Below are 21,631 nucleotides of genomic sequence, written 5' to 3' on the forward strand. Positions count from 1 at the left end.
CCCCGGTCGCAGCGAACAGCGGCCCGGGAGGGCTGAGACGCGTGGCGCGGTGGTGGTACGGGACGCCGGCTGCGGTCAGCGCAGCAGGAGTTGGAGTCCGCCGAGGACGGTCGCGCCGATCACCAGCCGCTCGAAGAGCTTCTGGTTGATGCGGTCCACACACCTGCGGCCGATGTATGCGCCGGGAAGGACGAACAACAGCATGCAGGCGTCCAGCAGGAGCGACTGCGCATCGATGAGCCCCAGGCCCACACTGAACGGCACCTTGGACGTGTTGACGATGAGGAAGAACCACGCCGATGTCCCCAGGAAGCCGAGCTTCCGGAAGCCGGCGGAGAGCAGATAGAGCGACATGACGGGGCCGCCCGCGTTGGCGACCATGGTGGTGAAGCCGCCGAGCACGCCGTACGAGCGGGCCTTGAGCCTGCCGCTCGCCGAGGGAGGGCCGGACTCCTCGGAGGTCTCCCCGCCCCGGGCGGCAGACCGCCGTCGCCAGAGGGTGACACCCGCCATGAACAGCAGGATCGCGCCGATCGAGGTCCGTACGGCGGCGTCGTCGGCCCACATCATGAAGACGGTCCCCGCCACCACACCGACGGCGACGGCGGGGAAGAGCCGCAGCAGGGTCGGCCAGTGTGCGTGCCGTCGGTAGAGGAGAACGGCGAGCACGTCGCCTGCGATGAGGATCGGGAGCAGTACTCCGGTGGACTCGCGGGCCGGGAGCACGGCCGCGAAGATCGCCAGACTGATCGTATTGGCTCCGCTGACGGCCGACTTCGAGAAGCCGACGAGCGCGGATGCCGCGGCGAGCGCGGCCAGTTGCCCAAGTGTAAGAGTGTCCATGCCAGGAATACAGGCTAGCCCCCTCCGCGATCCGGAAGGTGCCGTACCGGTGCACGCGGCCCCGTGCCGGTACGGGTGCGCCAGGTCCGGTACCGGTGCGCCAGGTCCGGGTGGGTCGTGCGGGACGGTCCACGCGCGTGGACGGCGGACACGTGATCGCTATGCTGCGACGCACACGCTCACCAGAAGCGTTCAAACGAACAACGCGCAGCGGTACGGCGAGGGGGCCAACAGCATGCGGGAGCCGGTTGAACTCAGGCGGCAGCGGATCCTGGCGGTGGTGGAGTCACGCGGCGCGGTCAAGGTCAGCGTGCTCGCGGCCGAGCTGGAAGTCTCGGTGGTCACGATCCGGCGGGACGTCGAGGAGCTGACCCGGGTCGGTCAGCTGCGGCGCGGCCACGGGGTGGCCCGGGCGATGCGGGAGACACAGCCGCCCGCACCGGTCCCGGCACCGAGGGGCGAGGACTCCGGCAGGGACGGCGGGGCGGTCGCCCTGGTCGTTCCCGAGCGGCATTCGTACCTGTACGAGACCCTGCACGGCGCCCGGACCGTACTGGAGGAGTCGGGGATGCGGATCGCCCTGCACATCGCGCCCCAGTCGGCCGGCGCGGAACGTCCGCTGGTGGAGCGGGCGCTGGCGGACGGCGCACGCGGGCTGCTGATCGCGCCGAGGTGGCGCGACGCACGCTCCGAGGAGCTGGACTACCGCTGGCTCGCGAACGTCGCGGTGCCGACCGTGCTGATGGAGCGACGGCCCCGGCCGGGCAGCGCGCTGCACGCCCTGGACTCCGTTTGCTCGGATCACTGGTACGGGACGCATCTCGCCGTGGAGCATCTGGTGTCGCTGGGGCACCGCCGTATCGTGCTGGCCGCCCGCGACGACAGTCCGACCGCGCGCAGCATCCGTGCCGCGTTCACGGAGATCGCCGCGGCGCGTCCGGAGGTGGAGGACTGGTCGGTGGTGCTGAGTTCACCGTCGGCGGTGCGCCGCCCCGGCCCCGGCTCCCCCGCCGGGGAACCCGCCGCGGCGGCCGTCCCGCACGCGACCGACGGCAGCACCGCGCTCGACCTGGCCGCGCTGCTGCGGGAGCGGGGCGCCACGGCGGCGGTGCTGCACGGCGACGTGGACGCGCTGATGCTGGTCCAACGACTGGCGGAGAGCGGAGTCGAGGTGCCCCGGGACTGCTCGGTGGTGGCGTACGACGACGTGGTCGCGGGCCTCGGCAGCACGCCCCTGACGGCGGTGTCGCCGCCGAAGGCGGAGATCGGGCGGGCCGCCGCCGAGCTGCTGCTCCTCCGGCTGTCCGGGGCTGTGGGCTCCAGCGGCCCGGTGCGCCGGACGGAGCTGCTGCCGGCCCTCAAGGTGCGGGGATCCGCACAGGAACTCAACTTCTCCACCGACTGATCGTTTGACCGCTTTGATTTTCTCCTGATCGATCTATTGACCACTACCGATCAGCCGATCAGGATTCCCCGTGACTCGAATCAAGAGCCGCGGGAGGCGCATATGCCCGGTCGACAGAGTCGTCGATCCGTGCTCGCCACGATCGCCGCCCTGCCTCTGACAGGCGCGCTCAGCGCCTGCAGCGGCAGTGGCGGATCATCAGGGTCGGGCAGCACGAGCAAGACCAGCAGCACCATCGGCAGGAACACGAAGAAGGCCACGCACATCACCTTCTGGTCGGCGCTGCGCGGCAGCCAGGAGGTCGTGGACGCGTTCAACCGCACCCACGACACCGTCCAGGTCGACTTCCAGCAGATCCCCTCGGGCAGTCAGGGGGGTTACGCGAAACTCAGCAACGCCGCACGGGCGGGCAACGCCCCGGACGTCGCGACGATCGAATACCCCCAGATACCCGGCTTCGCCATCGACGGTGTCGCCCGTGACATCACCGGCATGGTCAGTGACAGCCTGCGCGCCAAGATCCTGCCGCAGGCACTGGGACTGACCACCTTCGAGAAGCGCGTCTTCAGTGTTCCGCTGGACGTCGAACCGATGGTGCTGCACTACCGCACGGACCTCTTCAAGCAGTTCGGGCTCGGCATCCCGCGCACCTGGGACGAGTTCGAGGAAATGGCCCGCACCTTGCGGCGCAAGGCCCCCGAACGCAGATTGGTCACCTTCGCCACCGACGGCTTCCCGCAGTTCGCCGCGTTCGCCTGGCAGGCCGGCGCCCAGTGGTTCGACACCGGTTCCGGCGCCTGGAACGTGTCGATGGCCGACGCACCCAGCCGCCGCGTCGCCACGTACTGGCAGCGGCTCATCGATCAGGACCTCGTCTTCATGAACGCGGTCGACAGCCGCCAGTACGACGCCCAGGTCGGCAACGGTCTGGTCCTCGCCCGGCTCAGCGGCGCCTGGGACGCCGGCGCGCAGATGAACGCCCGGCCCGCGCAGAAGGGCACATGGGCCATCGCGCCCCTGCCCCAGTGGAAGGAGTCCGACGCCGTGCTCGGCACTCACGGCGGATCCACCTTCGCGGTCACCTCCTCCAGCAAGCACCCGGAAGCCGCCATGGAATTCATCGAGTGGCAGGTGTCGCACCCCGACGCGCTGCGCGCCCGGCTCTCCAGCGGCACCAGCAGCCAGTATCCGGCCGCACCGGGCCTCGTCGCCGTGGGCCGCGCGGCCTTCGACCGCAGCTACTACAGCGGCCAGGACATCTACGCGCTCTTCGAGCAGGAGGCGCACAAGATCAGGGACGGCTGGACCTGGGGACCGCGGATGTCCGCCTCCCAGCGGGTGATGCAGGACGGCTTCGCCCGGGTGGGCGGCGGCCAGGGCTCACTGATCGACGCCGTGCGAGAGACCCAGCGGGGCACGATGCCGGACCTCAAGGCACTGGGCCTCGCCACCACCGAGCACAGCACCTGACCCGAGCCCCCGTCCCCCTTCCCAGCAGCAGAGAGGCAGGTGACACCCATGACCAGCCCCCTCACCAGTCCCGCTTCCCCCTCCCCCTCCCCGAGTCCTGCCGCGCGCCCGTCGCGCATCCCGTCGGCCGCCGCGTCCACGCGCGCCCCCCGGAAGTCCGCCAGACGCCGTGAACTCGGCGCGTGCGGCGTCCTGATGACTCCGTTCTTCCTTCTCCTCGTGACGGTCTTCCTGATCCCCGTCGGGACGGCCGTCTGGCTCAGCTTCTTCAGCGACGACCAGCCCGGCCTCGGCTTCGGCCCGGAACGCAGGGTCTTCGTCGGACTGCGCAGCTACACCGCCGTACTGACCGACCCGACGTTCCTGGGCGCGCTCGGCACCGTCGTCCTGTACTGCCTCGTCTACATCCCGCTGATGGTGATCGGCTCGCTCGCGCTGGCCCTCCTGCTGGACTCCGGAGTGGTACGGCTGCGGTCCTGGGCCCAGCTCGGACTGTTCCTGCCGCACGCGGTGCCCGGCATCATCGCCGCCGTCATCTGGCTGTACCTGTACACGCCGGGGCTCAGCCCGGTCATCGACCTGTTCGCCAAGGCGGACATCACCATCGACTTCCTCGGCGTGCACACCGTCGTGCCGTCGATCGTGAACATCGCGCTGTGGAGCAACCTCGGCTACAACATGGTCGTCTTCTACGCCGCCCTGCAGGCAGTACCGCGCGAGGTCATCGAAGCGAGCGTGGTCGACGGCGCCGGTCCGGTCCGTACCGCGCTCCAGGTCAAGACCCCTCTGGTGCGTGCGTCGATCGTGACGGTCGCGATGTTCACCCTGATCTTCGCCCTGCAGTTGTTCACCGAGCCGATGCTGCTCAGCCAGGCCACACCGATGATCAACTCACGGTTCTCGCCCAGCATGTACATCTACGACGCGGCGTTCACCCGCAACAACTACGGCCTCGCCGCCGCCGCCTCGGTCATTCTGCTCATCTGCACGATCGCCCTCTCCTACGGCGTCACCCGCTGGACCAACCGCACCAACGCCTCCGAGGAGGACGCCCGATGAGCGCGAGCACGATCCACACCGCCGCCACTCTGCGGCCCCGGCTGCTCGGCCGCTCCGTCGTCAACCTCGTCGTCGGCATCTCGGTGCTGTACACACTCCTGCCCGTCCTGTGGCTGGTACTCGCCGCCTCCAAGGACCGCGACGCCCTGTTCGGCAGCGACGTACTCTCGCTGGACCACTTCTCGTTCGGACAGAACCTCAAGGACCTGTTCGCGATGGACGGCGGAATATACGGGCGGTGGTACGGCAACAGCCTGCTGTACGCGGTCCTCGGCGCCGGACTCGGCGCGCTGCTGAGCATCGCCTGCGGGTACGCCTTCGACAAGTACCGCTTCGCACACAAGGAGAAGCTGTTCGGCCTGGTGCTGGCGGCGGTGATGGTGCCGCAGACGGTACTCGCGCTGCCGCTGTATCTGATGGCGTCCCGCACCGGCCTGGTCAACACCTTCTGGTCCGTCTTCATCCCCGTCCTCTTCAATCCGTTCGGCGTCTATCTCGGCCGGATATTCAGTCAGGGATACGTACCGAACGAGGTGCTGGAGGCGGCGCGGGTGGACGGCGCCGGCGAGTTGACCACGTACTTCCGGGTCTCCCTGCGGATGCTGGGGCCCGGGCTGGTCACCGTCTTCCTCTTCCAGCTCACCGCCATCTGGAACAACTTCTTCCTGCCCATGGTGATGCTCTCCGACCAGGATCTCTACCCAGTCAGCCTCGGGCTCTACACCTGGAACAGTTCGGCCACTGTCTCCCCCGAGTACTACCCCGTCGTGATCATGGGTTCTCTGCTCGCGGTCCTGCCACTGATCCTCGCCTTCGCCCTGCTCCAGAGGTTCTGGAAGTCGGGGCTCACCGCGGGATCGGTGAAGTAACCGCACCGCCACCCCGTCCCCGTACCCGGACCAGGAGAAAGATGACCAGCACCGCCGCAACCGCCCCCCACCACCGGAATCGGCCACGCGCCGCCGTCGCCATGAAGCCGGACGCCGCGGCCGCCCTCCTCGACGCCCGGTCCCTGGCCGCGCTGGCAGAGGTGTGCGAGCTCGCTCCGTTGCCCGTACTCGACGACTTCACCACCGACCGGGCCCGCGCCACTCTGGCCGACGTGGAGATCCTGGTCACGGGCTGGGGGTGTCCGCCACTCGACGCGGCGGTCCTGGACGCGGCGCCGCACCTGCGCGCCGTCGCCCACACCGCGGGCAGCATCCGCGGACACATCACCGATGCCTGCTGGGATCGCGGCATCGAGGTCTCTTCGGCGGCCGCCGCCAACGCACTGCCGGTGGCGGAGTACACCGTCGCGATGATCCTGCTCTCCGGCAAACGGGCCCTGGAACGGGCCCGCGACTACCGGAAGGAACGACGCCGCGACAACTGGCTCGTCACGGCGACCGAGGTCGGGAACTACGGCCGAACCATCGGCATCCTGTCCGCCTCGCTGGTCGGCCGACGCGTCATCGAGCTGCTGCGGCCGTACGACCTGCCGGTGCTGCTCCACGACCCGTACGTCTCAAAGGCGGAGGCCGCCGCGCTCGGCGTGCGGTCCGTCGGACTCGGTGAACTGTTCGCACAGAGCGACGTGGTGAGCGTGCACACTCCCCTGCTGCCCGCCACCCGCGGGCTCGTCAGCCATGAGCTGCTCACCTCGATGCGTCCGGACAGTGTGCTCATCAACACCGCACGGGGAGCCGTCGTCGACCAGGACGCGCTCGTCGACGTACTCCAGCAGGACCGGATCCGGGCGATCCTCGACGTCACGGACCCCGACACACTGCCCGCCGCGCACCCCCTGTGGGAGTGCGCCAACGCAACCATCACCCCCCACCTCGCCGGCTCGCAGGGCAACGAGTGGCGGCGGCTGGTCGATCTGGCGGTGAGCGAAACCGGCCGCTGGGCCGCGGGCGACGGATTCGCCCACCCCGTACGACGCGAAAGGCTGGCCTTCCTCGCATGACGGCACCCCATCCCCCCTCACCCCTCGAACTCCCCACCGACGACCGGACATTGAGCCCGCACACCGGATACACCCGAGCACACTGGGAGGCGGCGGCGGACGGACTCCTCAAGGCCGCCTGGCAGTGGGCCACTCCGGGCGGCGCACTGCTGGACCTGCCGGGCCGGCCGTCCGCGTCCGGCGTGCGCTCCGACGGTCTGGAGGGATACGCGCGCACGTTCCTCGCCGCCGCCTTCCGCGTGGCGGGCGCGGACGGCAAGGACCCGCACGGCTGGCTCGACCGGTACGCCGACGGGCTCGCCGCCGGTACCCGCACTCCCGGCCGGGACGATGCCGAGTCCTGGCCGCTGATCCGCGACCACGACGTCTTCGGGCAGCCGATGGTCGAGTCCGCCTCGGTCGCCATCGGGCTGCGGCTGACCCGGCCGTGGCTCTGGGACCGGCTGGACTCCGGGGTGCGGGACCGTGCCGAGGCATGGCTGCGCGACGCACTGCGGCACACCCCCGCTCCCAACAACTGGTACCTGTTCCCCTACACCGTGGCCGCGTTCCTCGAATCCGTGGGCCGTGGCGACGCGGAGACGGCCCGTGCGAAGGAACGCGCCCTCGGCCTGCTGGAGGGCTGGTACCGCGGGCAGGGCTGGTACGCGGACGGCGACGGCCGCGCCTTCGACCACTACAACGGCTGGGCACTGCACCTCTACCCCGTCCTGGACGCGCATCTGTCGGGCGACGCCGAACTGTCCGCGCGCTACGGCGCCCGGCTCAGCGAGCACCTGGAGAGTTTCTCGCTGCTGTTCGGCGGCGACGGTGCGCCGATCCACTTCGGCCGCTCGCTGACCTACCGGTTCGCGGCCGCGTCGTCGGTCGCGCTCGGCGCCGTCACCGGGCACACCCCGCTCACACCGGGCGCCTCGCGCCGGGTGATCAACGGATCGCTGCGCTACTTCCTGGACCGGGGCGCGATCGGTACGGACGGCCTGCTGAGCCTGGGCTGGCACGGCCCGCACGAGGCGACGCTGCAGAACTACTCGGCGCCCGCGTCGCCGTACTGGGCGTCCAAGGCGTTCGTCTCTCTGCTCGCACCGGACGGCCATCCGCTGTGGGCCGCGACCGAGGAGCCCGCGCCGAGCGAGGGCCCCGACCGGGTGCTCGCCCTGCCCGCGCCCGGCCTCCTCGTCCAGTCCACCCGGGCGGACGGGATCGTCCGGCTGCACAACCACGGCAGCGACCATGTGCGCCCGCACGAGGGCGAGTTCGCTGCGCAGGCCGATCCGCTGTACAACCGCCAGTCGTACTCCACGGTGACCGGGCCGACGGCGAACGGCAACGTGGCGGACAACCACCTGGCCGTGGTCGTGGCCGGAACACGCAGCGTTCGGCGCGCCGTCCGCCCGCTGGGCGCCGGCGGAGGCGAGGGCTGGGGCTGGGCCGCCTCCTGGCACCGCCCGGTGTTCGCGTCCGGTGCGCCGATGGTGCCGGGGCTGCGGGTGGAGAGCGTCACCGTGGTCCGTGGCCGGTACGAGCTGCGGGTGCACCGGGTGCTCGGCGCACCGGCCGGAGCCCGGGTGGAGCAGACGGGCTGGGCGACCGGTCGCGACGACGCGGTGGCGTCCGAACTGCACGGTCTGCACGGCTGGGAGGCGCGGGACGCCGTACGGGCCCCGCAGGGCACGGCGTACACGCGTTGGGCCGAGGTGCCCCGGCTGTCCGCGGCTGCCGAGGGCACGGTGGTCCTGGTGGCACTCGCCTCACTGACCGCGGAGTCCGGCGGGGCACCGCTGGACGCGGTGGTGAGCGCGGTGCGGGTGGACGGGGACACGGTGGAGGTCCGCTGGGCCGAAGACGCGACGACGCGTATCGGCTTCGAGCCGATGACGGTCACGCACGGCTGACCACCTGGGTCGCCCGGGTTCCCGCCCGGGCGGCCGACCACGAGGGGGTGCACGGCCGGGCGGCCGGGCACCCCCTCGCCTCTACGCGTCCGTCCGGATCACCACGGCCAGCGTGCGCGGACCGTGCACGCCCTCGACCCGTTCCAGTTCGATGTCGGACGTGGCCGAGGGGCCGCTGATCAGCGTCGTCGGCCGCCCCGGCACCAGGCGGGCCACCGCCTCCGGCACCCCGACCTCGACCGTCGAGAGGTCGACGACACACACATGCAGATCGGGGACGAGGGACAGGGCCCGCCGTCCCTGGTCGGGTGAGCCGTCCAGGAAGATCGTGCCCGTCTCGGCGCAGCTGACGGCCGAGGCGGTGACGACCCCGTCCAGTGCGTCGAGCCGGGGCGGAGGAATGTCGGCGGAGTCCTGCTGGATCTCACCGTCGTACGCGCCGAGCCACGCGGCGTCGAGTCCGGCCGGTACTCCGATCCGCTGTGCGCCGCGCTCCCGCAGGACCTCGGCGACAGTCTGTGCCGTGCCGTCGGCGGTGCAGGTGTGCACCTGCGCCTTGTAGTCGACGAGCCGGTCGGTGAAGAGGGCCAGGCGCTCGCTGTCGGGGAGCGTGCGGCCGGTGCGGTACGCGCGGGGGACGGTGGTGTCCGCGACCGGGGCGAGGGCCAGGGCGTCCTTGATCCGGCCCAGCACGGTTTCACGAGCGGTCGTCACTTCTCCTCCTCCTTCTGCTGCTCCTTCTGCTGGTTCCGCTGGTTCTGTTCGTGCTCACCCGCGGCGGCGCGCATGGTCGCGGCGCCTTCGGCCGATGCCAGCCAGGACCGGAAGGTCTGCTTGGGCGGCGCGGCGGTGTCGCGGCTGTCGCTCCAGCCGTCGAACGGCGGCGGCAGATGCGAGATCTTCCCGTCCCGGCCGGCGACGAGGCGGCCGATCGCCGCGCCCTTCTGCGCGGCGGTGTACAGCTTCGGCTTCTTCATCACTCCGGCCGCCGCCTTCATGGCCAGCTTCTCCGCCGTCGTGCCGGACTGCTCGGTGTGCTGGTGGCGCAGCTCCACCAGCAGCGACGGAATGTCGATCTTGACCGGGCAGGCGTCGAAGCACGCTCCGCAGAGGCTTGAGGCGTACGGCAGCGAGCTGTTGGGGTCGTTCTTGGCCGCGTGCATCCCGGCGAGCTGCGGGGTGAGGACGGCACCGATCGGGCCGGGGTACGTCGATCCGTAGGCGTGGCCGCCGGCCCGTTCGTACACCGGGCAGACGTTGAGGCAGGCCGAGCAGCGGATGCAGTTGAGCGCCTCGCGCCCGATCCGGTCGGCGAGTGCGGCGGTGCGTCCGTTGTCGAGGAGGACCAGGTGGAAGTCCTGCGGTCCGTCGCCGGGTGTCACCCCGGTCCACATCGAGGTGTAGGGGTTCATCCGCTCGCCGGTGGAGGAGCGCGGCAGCAACTGCAGGAAGACTTCGAGGTCCTGATGGCGCGGCAGCACCTTCTCGATGCCCATGACGGTGATCAGGGTGTCGGGCAGTGTGAGGCACATGCGGCCGTTGCCCTCGGACTCGACGACCGAGAGGGTGCCTGTCTCGGCGATGCCGAAGTTGGCACCGGAGACCGCCACCTTGGTCGTCATGAACTTCTCGCGCAGATAGGCGCGGGCCGCGCCGGCGAGATGCGCGGGTACGTTGTCGAGACCCGGGTCGACCCCCGGGATCTCCTTGAGGAAGATCTGCCGGATCTCGTCGCGGTTGCGGTGGATCGCGGGCACCAGGATGTGCGACGGCTTGTCGTGGGCGAGTTGGACGATCAGTTCGGCCAGGTCGGTCTCGTACGGAGTGATCCCGACCGATTCGAGGTGCTCGTTGAGGCCGATCTCCTGGGTGGCCATGGACTTGACCTTGATGACGTCACTGCTGCCCGTCGCCCTGACGAGCCGGGCGACGATCTCGTTGGCCTCGGCGCCGTCGCGCGCCCAGTGGACGGTGCCGCCGCGCTCGGTGACCTTGCGCTCCAGTTGTTCCAGGAGTTCGGGGAGCCGGTTCATGGTGTCGGTCTTGATGGCCGATCCGGCGTCGCGCAGTTCTTCCCAGTCGGGCAGTTCACCGGTGACGTTGAGGCGCTTGGTACGGATCGTGCGGGTGGCCCGGCCGAGATTGCGGCGCAGTTGTTCGTTGCGCAGTTCGTCGTGGGCCGCCTCGGGGAACTTCCGGTCGCCGCGGAGATTGCCCGATCCGTACGGGGACCGGGGCGGGGCCGCGGGCATGCCGAGGAAGGTGCTGCTCATCGGACGGCCTCCGTCAGTACGTACGGTGAGGTGCGGGTGGAGGAGAGGATCTGCGCGAGGTGCAGGGTGCGGGTGCCCGAGGAGATACGGGAGAGTCCGCCGCCGATGTGCATCAGACAGGACGAGTCGCCGGCGGTACAGACCTCGGCTCCGGTGGAGGCGATGTGGCGCATCTTGTCCTGGAGCATCGCCGTGGACGTCTCGGCGTTCTTGACGGCGAAGGTGCCACCGAAGCCGCAGCAGGAATCGGCCTCGGGAAGCTCGACGAGGTCGATGGAGTCGACGGCCCGGAGCAGCTTCAGCGGCTTCTCGCCGACCCTGAGCATGCGCAGGGAGTGACAGGTGGGGTGGTATGTCACCCGGTGCGGGAAGTACGCGCCGACCTGGGTGACGTCCAGGACGTCGACGAGGAACTCCGACAGTTCGTACGTCTTGGCCTTGACGGTGGCGACGCCCGCGCGCAGCGCCGCGTCTCCGTACCGCTCGGCGACGATCTCGTGCTGGTGCCGTACCGAGCCGGCGCACGATCCGGACGGCATGACGACGGCGTCGATCGACGCGTCACCGAACTGCTCGGCGAAGTTGCGCACCAGAGGCACGGGTTCGCGCTGGTAGCCGGTGTTGACGTGCATCTGGCCGCAGCAGGTCTGCCCGGGCGGGAACACCACGTCGTGGCCGAGGCGAGCGAGCAGGACCGCGGTCGATTTCACCGCCTCGGGGAAGAGCGTGTCTCCCAGACAGGTGGCGAAGAGTCCGATGCGCATGAGGTCTCTCCGATCGTTTCTCCTTTTATGGTCCGACCATACTACCCTCGGTCCGGAACATGAAGGATGCAGCGCGACCGGAGTGACACGCTCTCAATCATGCCCATGACAATCTTTTCCCTCGCACCACGCCGCCGCGTCGCTCTCCTGCGCCTGCGGGGCAGCCCGATGGCGGGGTCTACGGCCGACCCGAACTCTCGTCGACCAGCGTGCCGTGGAGACTGCGGATGTGCCGCTCGACCAGATCGGCGGCCTTCGTGCCCTTGCCCGCACGCACCAGCCGCAGGAGCTCGGAGTGTTCGGCGTTGAGCGCGGCGGCGGTGGCCGACCAGTCCTCGGCCTCCTCCAGGGCCCGCAGGATCAGCGGGCGCACCGACTCGCGCACGGCGGAGGTGAGCGTGGAGGTCAGTTCATTGCCCGAACTGCGCGCGATGTGTACGTGGAACCGGGTGTCCAGGTCGTTGAACTCGGGCACGTGGACATCCGACTCGCCCATCCTCGCGACCAGGGCCTCAGCCTCGTCGAGATCCTGCGCCGAGGCATGCCGCGCGGCCGCCTCGAAACTGGACCTCTCCAGCACGACGCGCGCTTCCAGGACGTCATGGAGGCTGTAGCTGCCCAGGGCGAAGTGCAGACGCAGCAACCGCCCGAGGGCGTCGTCCGGGTTGCGCACGATCCGCGCCCCGGCATCCGGCCCCCGCCCCGGCTGGGCGACCAGCACACCGATGGTCTCCAACACCCGCAGCGCCTCCCGCAGCGCGGAGCGGCTGACTCCGAGTACGGGCGCGAGCTCACGCTCGGGCGGCAGCCGGTCGCCGGCCCTGAGCTCTCCGGCGAACACCCGCTGCTCGATGCTCTGGAGCACGAGCTCATGCGTACGGGACTGCCGTACGGGTTGCCACTCGACGGGCATCCGTCACCCCTTGCCTCGGCCGGAACCGTCCGGTTGCCGGTCACGTCTGCCGTCCGGTCTCCCACTATGTCACACATGACATATGGTCGGACCAAACGTCTTGACGCAGTCGATCTGCCCGACAACTCAGTCGCTCCGCCCGTCAGCGCGGCCGGATCACCGCTCGCGCGGGCGGCCGGCAGGAAGCACGGCGACGATCAGTCCGGCCACGGTGGCGACGGTCCCGGTGAGGACGACGGCGGGGCAAGGTCGTGGAACTGCTGCTGCTCCAGCTCGCACCGCGTCCCGGCCCTGCACCTCCCGGCTCCGGCCGATCCTCAGCCGGCACGGCTCTGCGAGTCGATCCGCGGCGGCCCGCCGTTCAGTCGGTGAAGGACCCGTGCCGGCCCGCACCGTCCCCGAAACGGTCGGCACCGGCCTGCGTCTCCCCCGCGGTCAGCGGCACCAGCCCGTGCCGGTACTCCGAGGCCAGGGCGTCCGGCTCGCTCAGACCGTGCTGTTCGCGCACCGAAAGGCGGTCGTGACGCAGACACAACTGCGGGAACGCCGCGATCTCCCGGGCGAGCCGCTCCGCCGCACGGCGTGCTTCGCCCGGCGGGACGATCCGGTTGGCGAGCCCCATGGCATACGCCTCCGGGGCCGGCACGGGCCGGCCGGTGAGAATCATGTCCATGGCCCTGCTCTCGCCGATCAGACGCGGCAGTCGTACGGTTCCGCCGTCCACCAGTGGCACACCCCAGCGGCGGCAGAACACCCCGAACACCGCGTCCTCCTCGGCCACCCGCAGATCGCACCAGGCCGCCAGCTCCAGCCCTCCGGCCACCGCATGCCCCGCGACCGCCGCGACGACGGGCTTGGTCAGGCGCATCCGGGTCGGGCCCATCGGCCCGTCGCCCCCGGCCAGGACCTCGTTGCCGCGTTCCGTACCGATGCTCTTCAGGTCGGCACCGGCACAGAAGGTACCGCCCTCACCCCACAGCACAGCGACCGCCGCATTGGGGTCGCCCTCGAACTCCCGGAAGGCGTCAGCCAGTTGTCTCGCGGTCGGGCCGTCCACGGCGTTGCGGACCCCCGGCCTGCTGAGGATCACCGTGAAGACGGGGCCGTCGCGCTCGATCCGTACCGCGGGTTTCTCGCTCATCGTTCACCTTCCTCAAGGGGTCGCCCAGGGCCCGGCGAAGGATCCTGTCGACCGGGGAGCCCGGGATGGTGTCCACGACATTCCATCCGATCGATCTCATCCCGTGGTTTCATCTGATTCTCACGCAATCGGCTTACGGTGGGTCACGTGACCCAGACGAGCCCGCCCGGCTGGCATCCAGACCCCGGGTATACAGGAACCGGCCCCCTTCATGAACGCTGGTGGGACGGCAACCAGTGGACCGACCATCTCCGCGTGCCGCCCGCCGCGGTCCGGCGCCGCCGGACACGCATCGGCATCACCGCGGGTGTGGTCGTCCTCGCCGCCGTCGGCGGCGGCCTCTATGTGCTGTCGGACCATTCCGGCGACACGAAGGGGACCACGGCCACGGCCCCGTCCACCGCACCGTCCGGTGAACCCCGCCGCGGGCAGGGCGCTCCCGGAGGCGGCGGCGAGAGCCAGGCACCCGAGGGGCAGCTGCCGCAGGCCGAGGACGGCTATGCCACGGACCTGGCCAGCGGGATCAGCCTCCCGGTGCCCGACGGCTGGACAGGCCAGTCGGGGATCGCGGGTGCCGGTGTGACCACGGGCGAGTACGCCTGTCCCGGCGACACGTCCCAGGCGTGCGTGCGCGGCGGGGTGTTCTCCATGCCCGCGAAGGCGCTGAAGCTCGACACCACCACGGCGAAGGCCACGGCGACGAAGGACATCTCCGCCAACGCCACGGAGTCCTACGGCGAGAAGATCTACGGAGGCATCACCTCGCACCAGGAGCTCAAGTCCGGTCCGGTCACGGTGGCCGGTGAGCAGGGCTACCTGGTGCGCTGGAAAGTGGTGACGAAGAACGGCGACGACGGGTACGTGCAGTCGCTGGCCTTCCCGTCCCCCCACTCCAAGGACACACTGATCGTCGTCCGTTCCGGTTTCGACATCAACGCCAAGGCGCCCGAGCTGTCCGTCATGGACGACATCACGAAGGGCATCAAGGCCGCGTCGGGAACGGGGGCCGGTTCCGGCACCACCGCGTAGCGGGGTGACGGACGATCACGCGGGCGGGGCGGGCGTCGTGCACCCGGTGTGAGTACGGGAGGACGACCGGACTGAGTACATCATCCGATTCCTCGTCGGGTCGTCGCTGGTCGAATGACGACCATGACTCCTGACGCACCGCTCCGCCCCCGTATGCGGCACATCACCACGACCGGTTCGGCTCTGGCGGTGTCGTTGGCCCCCTTGGTGCTCGGCGTGCTGCTGGCCAGGACCATGGCGACGGATCCGATGACGCCGGTCAACGCGATGGTCACCCGGGGCGGTCAGGCTGTGCCCCTCTCGCCCACGCAGTGGCGCAGATGCGGCAGCCACGCGTTGCGCAGGTGGAAGGACCCGCTGAACGCCCGCGGGCGGCGGGTCGCTCCGAGGCGGCGGCGCCCCGGAGTACGTCGCCCGCGGCGGGCCGGGACACCGCCGCGCGAGCGCTGAACGAGCGGCCGGATCCGAACTTCAGACAGAACCGGCACATCCTTGCCATCTCCTGACAGGCCCGGCATATCCGTCCCCTTGCCGTCGGCAGTGCGGGAGCGACAAAAAAGCCGGTGACCTTCCCGCACCGGGATCACTACACTCGCCATCAATCGCCCGCCGCCGCACCATCGCGGCGCGCGTCGTGATGAGTGAGGGGAGCCCGGCCGTGCGTGACCGCACCGCTGTTGTCGTCCCCCCGTCACGGTACGAGGTGATCCTGGTGTCTTCGTGTGTCCGGTGCCTGCTGCGCGGCCGGCACCGGATGTCCGTGACGGACAACTGACCCCTGCCTCGACGGCGTTGAGCCGATCGGACGGCGCACCCGACGCGGTACGCCGGATCAGGGGTCTCCGCGGGGCCTGACCACAGGCCGGTTCGTCCGGGAATCGCGCCGCCCCGATCCGGATCATTCCGAAAGGCCATGGGCCGTGCGTACCGACCTCGACCGACAACTCACCGGTCAGCTCAGCAGCGTTCGCAACCTGGGCATCCTCGCCCACGTCGACGCAGGCAAGACCACCGTCACCGAACGGATCCTCTACCTCACCGGCACCATCCACAAGCGGGGCGAGGTCCATGACGGGACCACCGTCACCGACTTCGACGCGCAGGAACGCGACCGCGGGATCACCATCTTCGCCGCCGCGGTGAGCTGTGCGTGGGACGGCCACCGGATCAATCTCATCGACACTCCGGGCCATGTCGACTTCTCCGACGAGGTGGAGCGCTCGCTGCGCGTGCTGGACGGCGCGATCGCGGTGTTCGACGCCGTCGCCGGGGTGGAGCCGCAGAGCGAGTCGGTGTGGCGGCAGGCCGATCGGTACGGGGTGCCGCGGATCGCCTTCGTCAACAAGCTGGACCGTGCCGGTGCCGACCTCGACACGGCGGTCGAGTCGATGAGGGAGCGGCTGCACACGGTCCCCCTGGTGGTACAGCTGCCGATCGGCGAGGAGGACGGGTTCACCGGAGTGGTGGATCTGCTGCGCATGCGGTCGCTGGTCTGGGCCGACGGCGGCGGCACGTTCGTGGAGGGTCCGGTGCCGGACGACCTGTGTGAGGAGGCGTACCGGCGTCGCCGGATGCTGGAGGAGACGGTGGCGGAACTCCATCCGGTGGCGTTGGAGGAGTTCTGTAAGGAGTCGGCGCTCTCCGCGCGGACGCTGGCCACCGCGTTGCGCGACCTGACCCGTACCGGGGAGGGCGTCGTGGTGCTGTGCGGTTCGGCCTACCGCAACCGGGGGATCGAGCCGCTGCTGGAAGCCGTGGTGGGCTATCTGCCCTCGCCGTTGGATGTGCCGGCGGTACGAGGCACCCTCGACGGCACGGTGCAGGAGCGGCCCGCCGACCCGGCGGCGCCGTTCGCCGCGCTGGTGTTCAAGGTGAATGCGACCGCCACGGGGCGGATGACCTACCTGCGGGTCTACGCGGGAACGATCCGGAAGGGGGACACAGTGCTGGACGCCGGCGCGCGGCGCAACGAGCGGATCGGCCGGATCCTGCGGGTGCAGGCAGGTCTCCACGCCGACGTGGACCGGGCGGTGGCCGGGGACATCGTCGCGGTGATCGGGCCGAAGGCGGCTCGTGCCGGGGCGACGCTGTGCACGCCCGCGGCGCCCCTGGTCCTCGAACCCCCGTCCGTTGCCGATCCGGTCGTCTCCGTAGCGGTGGAGGCACGCCGGAACACCGACAGCGATCGGTTGGTGTCGGCACTGGTGCGTCTGGTCGAGGAGGATCCCTCGCTGGTGGTCCGGACCGATCCCGAGACCGGCCAGACGGTGCTGTCGGGAATGGGGGAACTGCATCTGGAGGTCGCGGTGGAGAAGATCCGTCGTGCTCAGGGGCTGGAGATCGGCGTGGGCCGACCGCAGGTGGCCTACCGGGAAACGGTCGTCAGCGGTGTGTCCGGGCTGGTGTACCGGCACGTCAAGCAGGACGGAGGCGCCGGACAGTTCGCTCATGTCGTCATCGATGTGGAGCCGTTGGACGCCGCCGATGGCAACGACGGTGACGGCCCGGTGGACTTCGTGTTCCGTTCGACGGTGACCGGTGGCCGGGTGCCGCAGGAATACGTCCGGGCGGTGGAGGCCGGCTGCCGGGACGCCCTGGCCGAGGGGCCGCTCGGCGGACATCCGGTCACCGGACTGCGGGTCACACTGACCGACGGGGCGACCCACTCCAAGGACTCCTCGGAGATGGCGTTCCGGACCGCCGGCCGGTTCGCGCTCCGGGAGGCGTTGCGCACCGGCGTGATGGCACTGCTGGAACCGGTGGTGGACGTTACGGTCACCGTTCCCGATGACGCCGTGGGCGGGGTCCTCGGCGACCTGGCGGCGCGGCGCGGCCGGGTCTCGGGATCGGCCTCGCGGGCCGGCACGGCGGTGATCACCGCGACCGTGCCGCTCGCGGAGCTGTTCGGCTACGCGACCCGGTTGCGCAGCCGGACCCAGGGCCGGGGAACGTTCACCACCCGGGCCGCCGGCTACGCCCCGGCGCCGAGCACGGTGCCCCACGGGACACCGGCCCGGTGACACCGGCGACGGCCCCGCCCGACGGGCGGGGCCGTCGCGGAGGTCGCCGCCCGGCTCAGGACCGACCGGCGCGGCGAGGGCTCAGCGCCGCCCCGATGCGCCGAGTGGTGTTGCCCTGTTGTTTCTGGTCGTTTCGTCGGGTGTTTCGGTGTGGACGCTTTGTCAACGCTTCCGGCTCATCCACCGATGAATCGCTCATTGCGGGCGGTGCCGCCGCGTTGCGAGGGTTGAGGCACGACCTCACAGAGCCTGTCTGGCCTGTACTCATCCCGTCTTCCCCTCCCCGCAGGGGCACGCCGCTGGAGGATTCATATGGACACAGCCCACGAGGTTCGCGGCGGTATGTACAGGCGGCGCGATGTCATCAGGCTGCTCGGAGCGGGCGCGGGGGTGATGGCCGCCGGCGGACTGCTGTCGGCCTGCGGAGGCAGCTCCTCGGCGGGAACCTCCCCGGACGGCACGCTCACCGTCAAGGACCAGCTGGGCTGGCTGAAGCTGACCCAGTACGGCGGGTTCTACGCCGCCGAGAAGAAGGGCTACTACGCCGCGGAGAAGATCTCGACCACGTTCACCGCGGGCGGCCCCAACATCCTTGCCTGGCAGCAGATCGCCTCGGGGCGGGCCATGACCGGTGACGACGACAACACCAACGTGCTGGTCGCCGCGGCCAAGGGGAGACCGCTGGTGATCTACGGCGCGATCTTCCAGACGTCGCCGTTCGCGATCATCAGCAAGAAGAGCGATCCGATCACCGGCATCGAGGATTTCGCGGGCCGCACCATCGCCGTCACGGAGGCGTCGCGCGCGCAGTTCGAGTCCTTGGTCAAGAAGGCCGGGGTGAAGAACGTCAGTTTCATCCCGGCCGGCACCGATCCGACCCAGCTCACCACCGGGCAGGCCTCGGGCTACTCCGGCTACGCGACCTCGCAGGCGGTGGCGCTGGAGAGGCAGGGCGTGCCCGTGCACGTGCTCTACCTGGAGGACCTCGGCGTCAAGAGCTACGGCAACGTCCTGGTGACCACGAAGGAGCACCTGGACGCGCACCACGACGAACTGGTCCGCTTCCTGAGCGCCACCATCAAGGGCCACGAGTACATGAACGCCCACCCCGAGGAGATCGGGAAGCTCGTGGCGACCGAGTGGAACACCAGCGGACTCAAGGCCGCCGAGGAGATGGCCACCGCCAAGTTCCAGAAGGACCTGATCGCCTCGCCCAAGGGCGTGCTCCGGGTCGACCCGGACAAGATGCAGACGATCATCGACGACCTCGTGTCGGTCGGCACGTTGCCGAAGAGGCTGAAGGCCGCCGATGTCGTGACCACCTCCGTCCTGGACGCCGCCTACGGCTCGCGCACCTCGCTGTTGTCCTGAGCCGGCCCGACCACCGAACGAAGCGGAGCAACCGTGATCATCGACGCGTACAACAACGTCTGGCAGGCCGGAGGGACCTCGGACTACCTGACCGCCGAGTCCTACACCCCGGAGAACATGATCGCGTCGATGGACGCGGCCGGGGTCGACATGGCGGTGGGCTGCTCGCTCGGCCAGATGATCGACAACGAGTTCATCTCCCGTACGGTCGCGGAGCACCCGGACCGGATCATCGGTTTCGGTCAGGTCGACCCGCGCCGACCGGACGCGGTCGAGACGGTCACGGCCTGCGCGAGCCGGTACGGCCTGCGCGGATTGAAACTTCATCCCACCATGCACGGCTACCACTTCGCCGACCACGGCCTGCTCGACCCGATCTTCGAGGCGTGCCGGGACACCGGGCTGATGATCCTGGTGAACGCCCTGGACGACCCGTTCTGCGCGCCGCTGTCGATCGAGGAGATCTCCCGGTCGTTCCCCGAAGTACCGCTGTTGATCGCGCACATGGGCACCATCTGGAACGTCAACGAGGCGATCCTGGTGGCCGAACGCAACGAGCACATCTACCTGGAGACCTCGGGCACCCAGCTCATCGAGGTGCAGATGGCCTACCGGCGACTGGGCGCCGGTCGGCTGGTCATGGGCACCGACTGGCCCGGAAGCCACTTCGATCTGGAGCGCGCGAAGATCGCCAGGGCCATCCCGGACGAGGCCGACCGGGCCCTGGTGGAGGGCGGCAACCTCGCCCGGATACTGGGCCTGACCGAGCGGCCCGTGATCACCCCGGCCTCCGCCGCGGAAACGGGCCGGGCATGAGGGCCACGGAGCGCGGCGTACCCGCGCCCGCGACCGACTCCCCTGTCGGCGGCGAAGCCACGGCCCCGGCCGACAGCGCAGGCGCCCTGGTGCGGGCCTCCGGTATCGGCAAACGGTTCGACGTGGGCGGCACCCCCTTCACCGCGCTCGACGGCATCGACCTCACCATCCGGGAGGGCAGCTTCTGCACCCTCATCGGCCCGTCCGGCTGCGGCAAGTCCACCCTGCTGCGGATCCTCGCGGACGTCGTACAGCCGACCTCGGGCACGGTCGGGATATTCGGCCGCAGCCCCGACGAGGCCCGCCGCGCGAACGAGTTCGGCTTCGTCTTCCAGGACCCGGTACTGCTGCCGTGGCGCAGCGCCCTGGCCAACGTGGAACTGCCCCTGCAGGTCGCCGGCGTGCCGAAGGCCGAGCGCCGTGAACGTGCCGCCGACCTGCTGCGGCTGGTGGGACTCCAGGGCTTCGAGAAGGCGCTCCCGGCGAAGCTCTCCGGCGGCATGGCCCGCCGGGTGGCGATCGCCCGCGCGCTGATCCTCAGCCCCCGGCTGCTCTTCCTCGACGAGCCGTTCAACGGCCTGGACGAGATCCGGCGCCGTCAGATGAACGACGAGTTGCAACGGATCTGGACACAGACCGGCACCACCGCGGTCCTGGTCACCCACAACGTCTCCGAGGCGGTGTTCCTCTCCGACCAGGTGCTCGTCATGGGCCGTGGCCCGGGGCGGATCATCGCGGAGCTGGAGATAGACCTGCCGCGCCCGCGCACCGCCGAGAGCATGGTGCTGCCAGGGTTCGTGGAGTACGAGCGTGAGCTGACCGCCCTGCTGACCGACGCCTACGACGGAGCCGAACTGTGAGCCCGCGGCGTGCCGCCGGATCCGGTGCACTCGGCCGGCCGGCGCTGAGCCGCCGCACCACGGCGCTGGTCGGGGTGGCCGTCTACGCCGTACTGCTGGTGGCCTGGGAGATCTACGGACGCGGCATGTACCACCCGGGAGGTGTACTGCCGCCGCCCTCCAGGATCCTGGGGGTGCTCTGGGACGACCGGGCGGCCTATGCCCGCAACACCTGGGCCACTGTGGGGGAGGCTGCGGCGGGCTTCGCCGCGGGAGTGCTCCTCGCCGTGCTGCTGGCGGTCTTCATGGACCGGTTCCGGGCGGTCGGCGACGGGCTGCACCGCCTCGCCCTGATGCTCTACAGCATCCCGGTGATCGGGCTCGCGCCCGCGCTCGTCGCCTGGCTCGGGCTGGGATTCACCTCCAAAGCGGTCGTGGCCCTGCTCGCCGCCTTCTTCCCCGTCCTGGTCAACCTCGTCGGCGCGCTGCGCTCCACCGATCCGCGGGTGCGGGAACTGGGCATGGTGCTGGGCCTCGGCAGCCCGAGGGAACTGCGGTACCTGCGGCTGCCGTACGCGCTGCCCGCGTTCGTGGCGTCGTTGAAGATCGCCGCCCCCGCGGCGTTCATCGGGGCGATGATCGCCGAGTGGGTGGGCGCCGACCAGGGACTCGGACTTGCCCTGCTGTACGCGATGTTCGGCTACCAAATTCCCCAGATGTGGGCCGCGTTGGCGCTGTCCACCGCCGTCACCGGTCTGCTGGCCGCGCTGTTCGGCGCTCTCGCCAGGATCGCCACACCCTGGCACGCCTCGGTGGGCCCGACGGGAGAGCGACTGTGACCG

Annotated in this window: 19 protein-coding genes; 13 read left to right on the plus strand and 6 right to left on the minus strand. The window is 70.2% G+C overall.

The window, feature by feature from the left end:
* Positions 1 to 75: 75 nt before the first annotated feature.
* The gene (locus ACFVUT_RS32770) at positions 76 to 843 is read right to left on the minus strand and encodes a sulfite exporter TauE/SafE family protein (protein WP_389657891.1); all 768 of its coding nucleotides are present in this window, start codon (positions 841 to 843) and stop codon (positions 76 to 78) included.
* A 235-nt stretch (positions 844 to 1,078) separates the two neighbouring features.
* On the opposite strand from ACFVUT_RS32770, the gene ACFVUT_RS32775 reads away from it, so the two are divergent.
* From ACFVUT_RS32775 to ACFVUT_RS32800, 6 genes are all read left to right on the plus strand, one after another.
* The gene (locus tag ACFVUT_RS32775) at positions 1,079 to 2,248 is read left to right on the plus strand and encodes a substrate-binding domain-containing protein (protein ID WP_389657889.1); all 1,170 of its coding nucleotides are present in this window, start codon (positions 1,079 to 1,081) and stop codon (positions 2,246 to 2,248) included.
* Positions 2,249 to 2,350: 102 nt separating this feature from the next.
* Positions 2,351 to 3,718: an ABC transporter substrate-binding protein gene (locus ACFVUT_RS32780; protein WP_389657886.1), complete on the plus strand. Its 1,368-nt coding sequence runs from the start codon at positions 2,351 to 2,353 to the stop codon at positions 3,716 to 3,718.
* Positions 3,719 to 3,766: 48 nt separating this feature from the next.
* A complete protein-coding gene (locus tag ACFVUT_RS32785; RefSeq protein ID WP_389657883.1) occupies positions 3,767 to 4,777 on the plus strand; it encodes a carbohydrate ABC transporter permease in 1,011 nt (336 codons plus the stop codon).
* Positions 4,774 to 5,646 (plus strand): carbohydrate ABC transporter permease, encoded by an 873-nt coding sequence (locus ACFVUT_RS32790; RefSeq protein ID WP_389657880.1) that lies wholly within the window; start codon positions 4,774 to 4,776, stop codon positions 5,644 to 5,646. The genes ACFVUT_RS32785 and ACFVUT_RS32790 overlap by 4 nt, the downstream gene beginning before the upstream one ends.
* 41 nt (positions 5,647 to 5,687) lie before the next feature.
* Entirely contained in the window at positions 5,688 to 6,728 is a 1,041-nt protein-coding gene (locus tag ACFVUT_RS32795) for a hydroxyacid dehydrogenase (RefSeq protein WP_389657877.1), read from the plus strand.
* A complete protein-coding gene (locus tag ACFVUT_RS32800; RefSeq protein ID WP_389657874.1) occupies positions 6,725 to 8,623 on the plus strand; it encodes a DUF2264 domain-containing protein in 1,899 nt (632 codons plus the stop codon). Before ACFVUT_RS32795 ends, ACFVUT_RS32800 begins: the two co-directional genes overlap by 4 nt.
* A gap of 81 nt (positions 8,624 to 8,704) precedes the next feature.
* On the opposite strand, the gene ACFVUT_RS32805 is transcribed toward ACFVUT_RS32800, so the two are convergent.
* From ACFVUT_RS32805 to ACFVUT_RS32825, 5 genes are all read right to left on the minus strand, one after another.
* Positions 8,705 to 9,337, minus strand: coding sequence for a lactate utilization protein C (locus ACFVUT_RS32805; protein ID WP_389657871.1), 633 nt, complete (start codon positions 9,335 to 9,337; stop codon positions 8,705 to 8,707).
* Positions 9,334 to 10,896 carry a lactate utilization protein B gene (locus ACFVUT_RS32810; RefSeq protein WP_389657868.1) on the minus strand — a complete coding sequence of 521 codons (1,563 nt, stop codon included), beginning with the start codon at positions 10,894 to 10,896 and terminating at the stop codon, positions 9,334 to 9,336. The genes ACFVUT_RS32805 and ACFVUT_RS32810 overlap by 4 nt, the downstream gene beginning before the upstream one ends.
* Entirely contained in the window at positions 10,893 to 11,660 is a 768-nt protein-coding gene (locus ACFVUT_RS32815; protein ID WP_389657865.1) for a (Fe-S)-binding protein, read from the minus strand. The genes ACFVUT_RS32810 and ACFVUT_RS32815 overlap by 4 nt, the downstream gene beginning before the upstream one ends.
* Positions 11,661 to 11,838: 178 nt before the next feature.
* Positions 11,839 to 12,573 carry a FadR/GntR family transcriptional regulator gene (locus tag ACFVUT_RS32820; protein WP_389657862.1) on the minus strand — a complete coding sequence of 245 codons (735 nt, stop codon included), beginning with the start codon at positions 12,571 to 12,573 and terminating at the stop codon, positions 11,839 to 11,841.
* Positions 12,574 to 12,934: 361 nt separating this feature from the next.
* Entirely contained in the window at positions 12,935 to 13,714 is a 780-nt protein-coding gene (locus ACFVUT_RS32825) for a crotonase/enoyl-CoA hydratase family protein (protein WP_389657859.1), read from the minus strand.
* A 147-nt stretch (positions 13,715 to 13,861) separates the two neighbouring features.
* Between ACFVUT_RS32825 and ACFVUT_RS32830 the strand changes: the two genes are divergently transcribed.
* The 7 genes from ACFVUT_RS32830 (at position 13,862) to ACFVUT_RS32860 (ending at position 21,628) form a co-directional block, all read left to right on the plus strand.
* Positions 13,862 to 14,743 carry a DUF2510 domain-containing protein gene (locus ACFVUT_RS32830; RefSeq protein WP_389657856.1) on the plus strand — a complete coding sequence of 294 codons (882 nt, stop codon included), beginning with the start codon at positions 13,862 to 13,864 and terminating at the stop codon, positions 14,741 to 14,743.
* A 123-nt stretch (positions 14,744 to 14,866) separates the two neighbouring features.
* On the plus strand, positions 14,867 to 15,193 hold the full coding sequence (locus tag ACFVUT_RS32835; protein ID WP_389657853.1) for a hypothetical protein: 327 nt from the start codon (positions 14,867 to 14,869) through the stop codon (positions 15,191 to 15,193).
* A gap of 470 nt (positions 15,194 to 15,663) precedes the next feature.
* The gene (fusA, locus tag ACFVUT_RS32840; protein ID WP_389657850.1) at positions 15,664 to 17,763 is read left to right on the plus strand and encodes an elongation factor G; all 2,100 of its coding nucleotides are present in this window, start codon (positions 15,664 to 15,666) and stop codon (positions 17,761 to 17,763) included.
* A 312-nt stretch (positions 17,764 to 18,075) separates the two neighbouring features.
* Positions 18,076 to 19,134, plus strand: coding sequence for an ABC transporter substrate-binding protein (locus ACFVUT_RS32845; protein WP_389657847.1), 1,059 nt, complete (start codon positions 18,076 to 18,078; stop codon positions 19,132 to 19,134).
* Between the two features lie 33 nt (positions 19,135 to 19,167).
* Positions 19,168 to 19,950: an amidohydrolase family protein gene (locus tag ACFVUT_RS32850; protein ID WP_389657845.1), complete on the plus strand. Its 783-nt coding sequence runs from the start codon at positions 19,168 to 19,170 to the stop codon at positions 19,948 to 19,950.
* Positions 19,947 to 20,810, plus strand: a complete 864-nt coding sequence (locus tag ACFVUT_RS32855; RefSeq protein ID WP_389657843.1) for an ABC transporter ATP-binding protein — start codon at positions 19,947 to 19,949, stop codon at positions 20,808 to 20,810. Before ACFVUT_RS32850 ends, ACFVUT_RS32855 begins: the two co-directional genes overlap by 4 nt.
* The gene (locus tag ACFVUT_RS32860; protein WP_389657840.1) at positions 20,807 to 21,628 is read left to right on the plus strand and encodes an ABC transporter permease; all 822 of its coding nucleotides are present in this window, start codon (positions 20,807 to 20,809) and stop codon (positions 21,626 to 21,628) included. The genes ACFVUT_RS32855 and ACFVUT_RS32860 overlap by 4 nt, the downstream gene beginning before the upstream one ends.
* Positions 21,629 to 21,631: the final 3 nt, after the last annotated feature.

It is taken from the genome of Streptomyces sp. NPDC058051, from assembly GCF_042885475.1.
Taxonomy (GTDB): domain Bacteria; phylum Actinomycetota; class Actinomycetes; order Streptomycetales; family Streptomycetaceae; genus Streptomyces.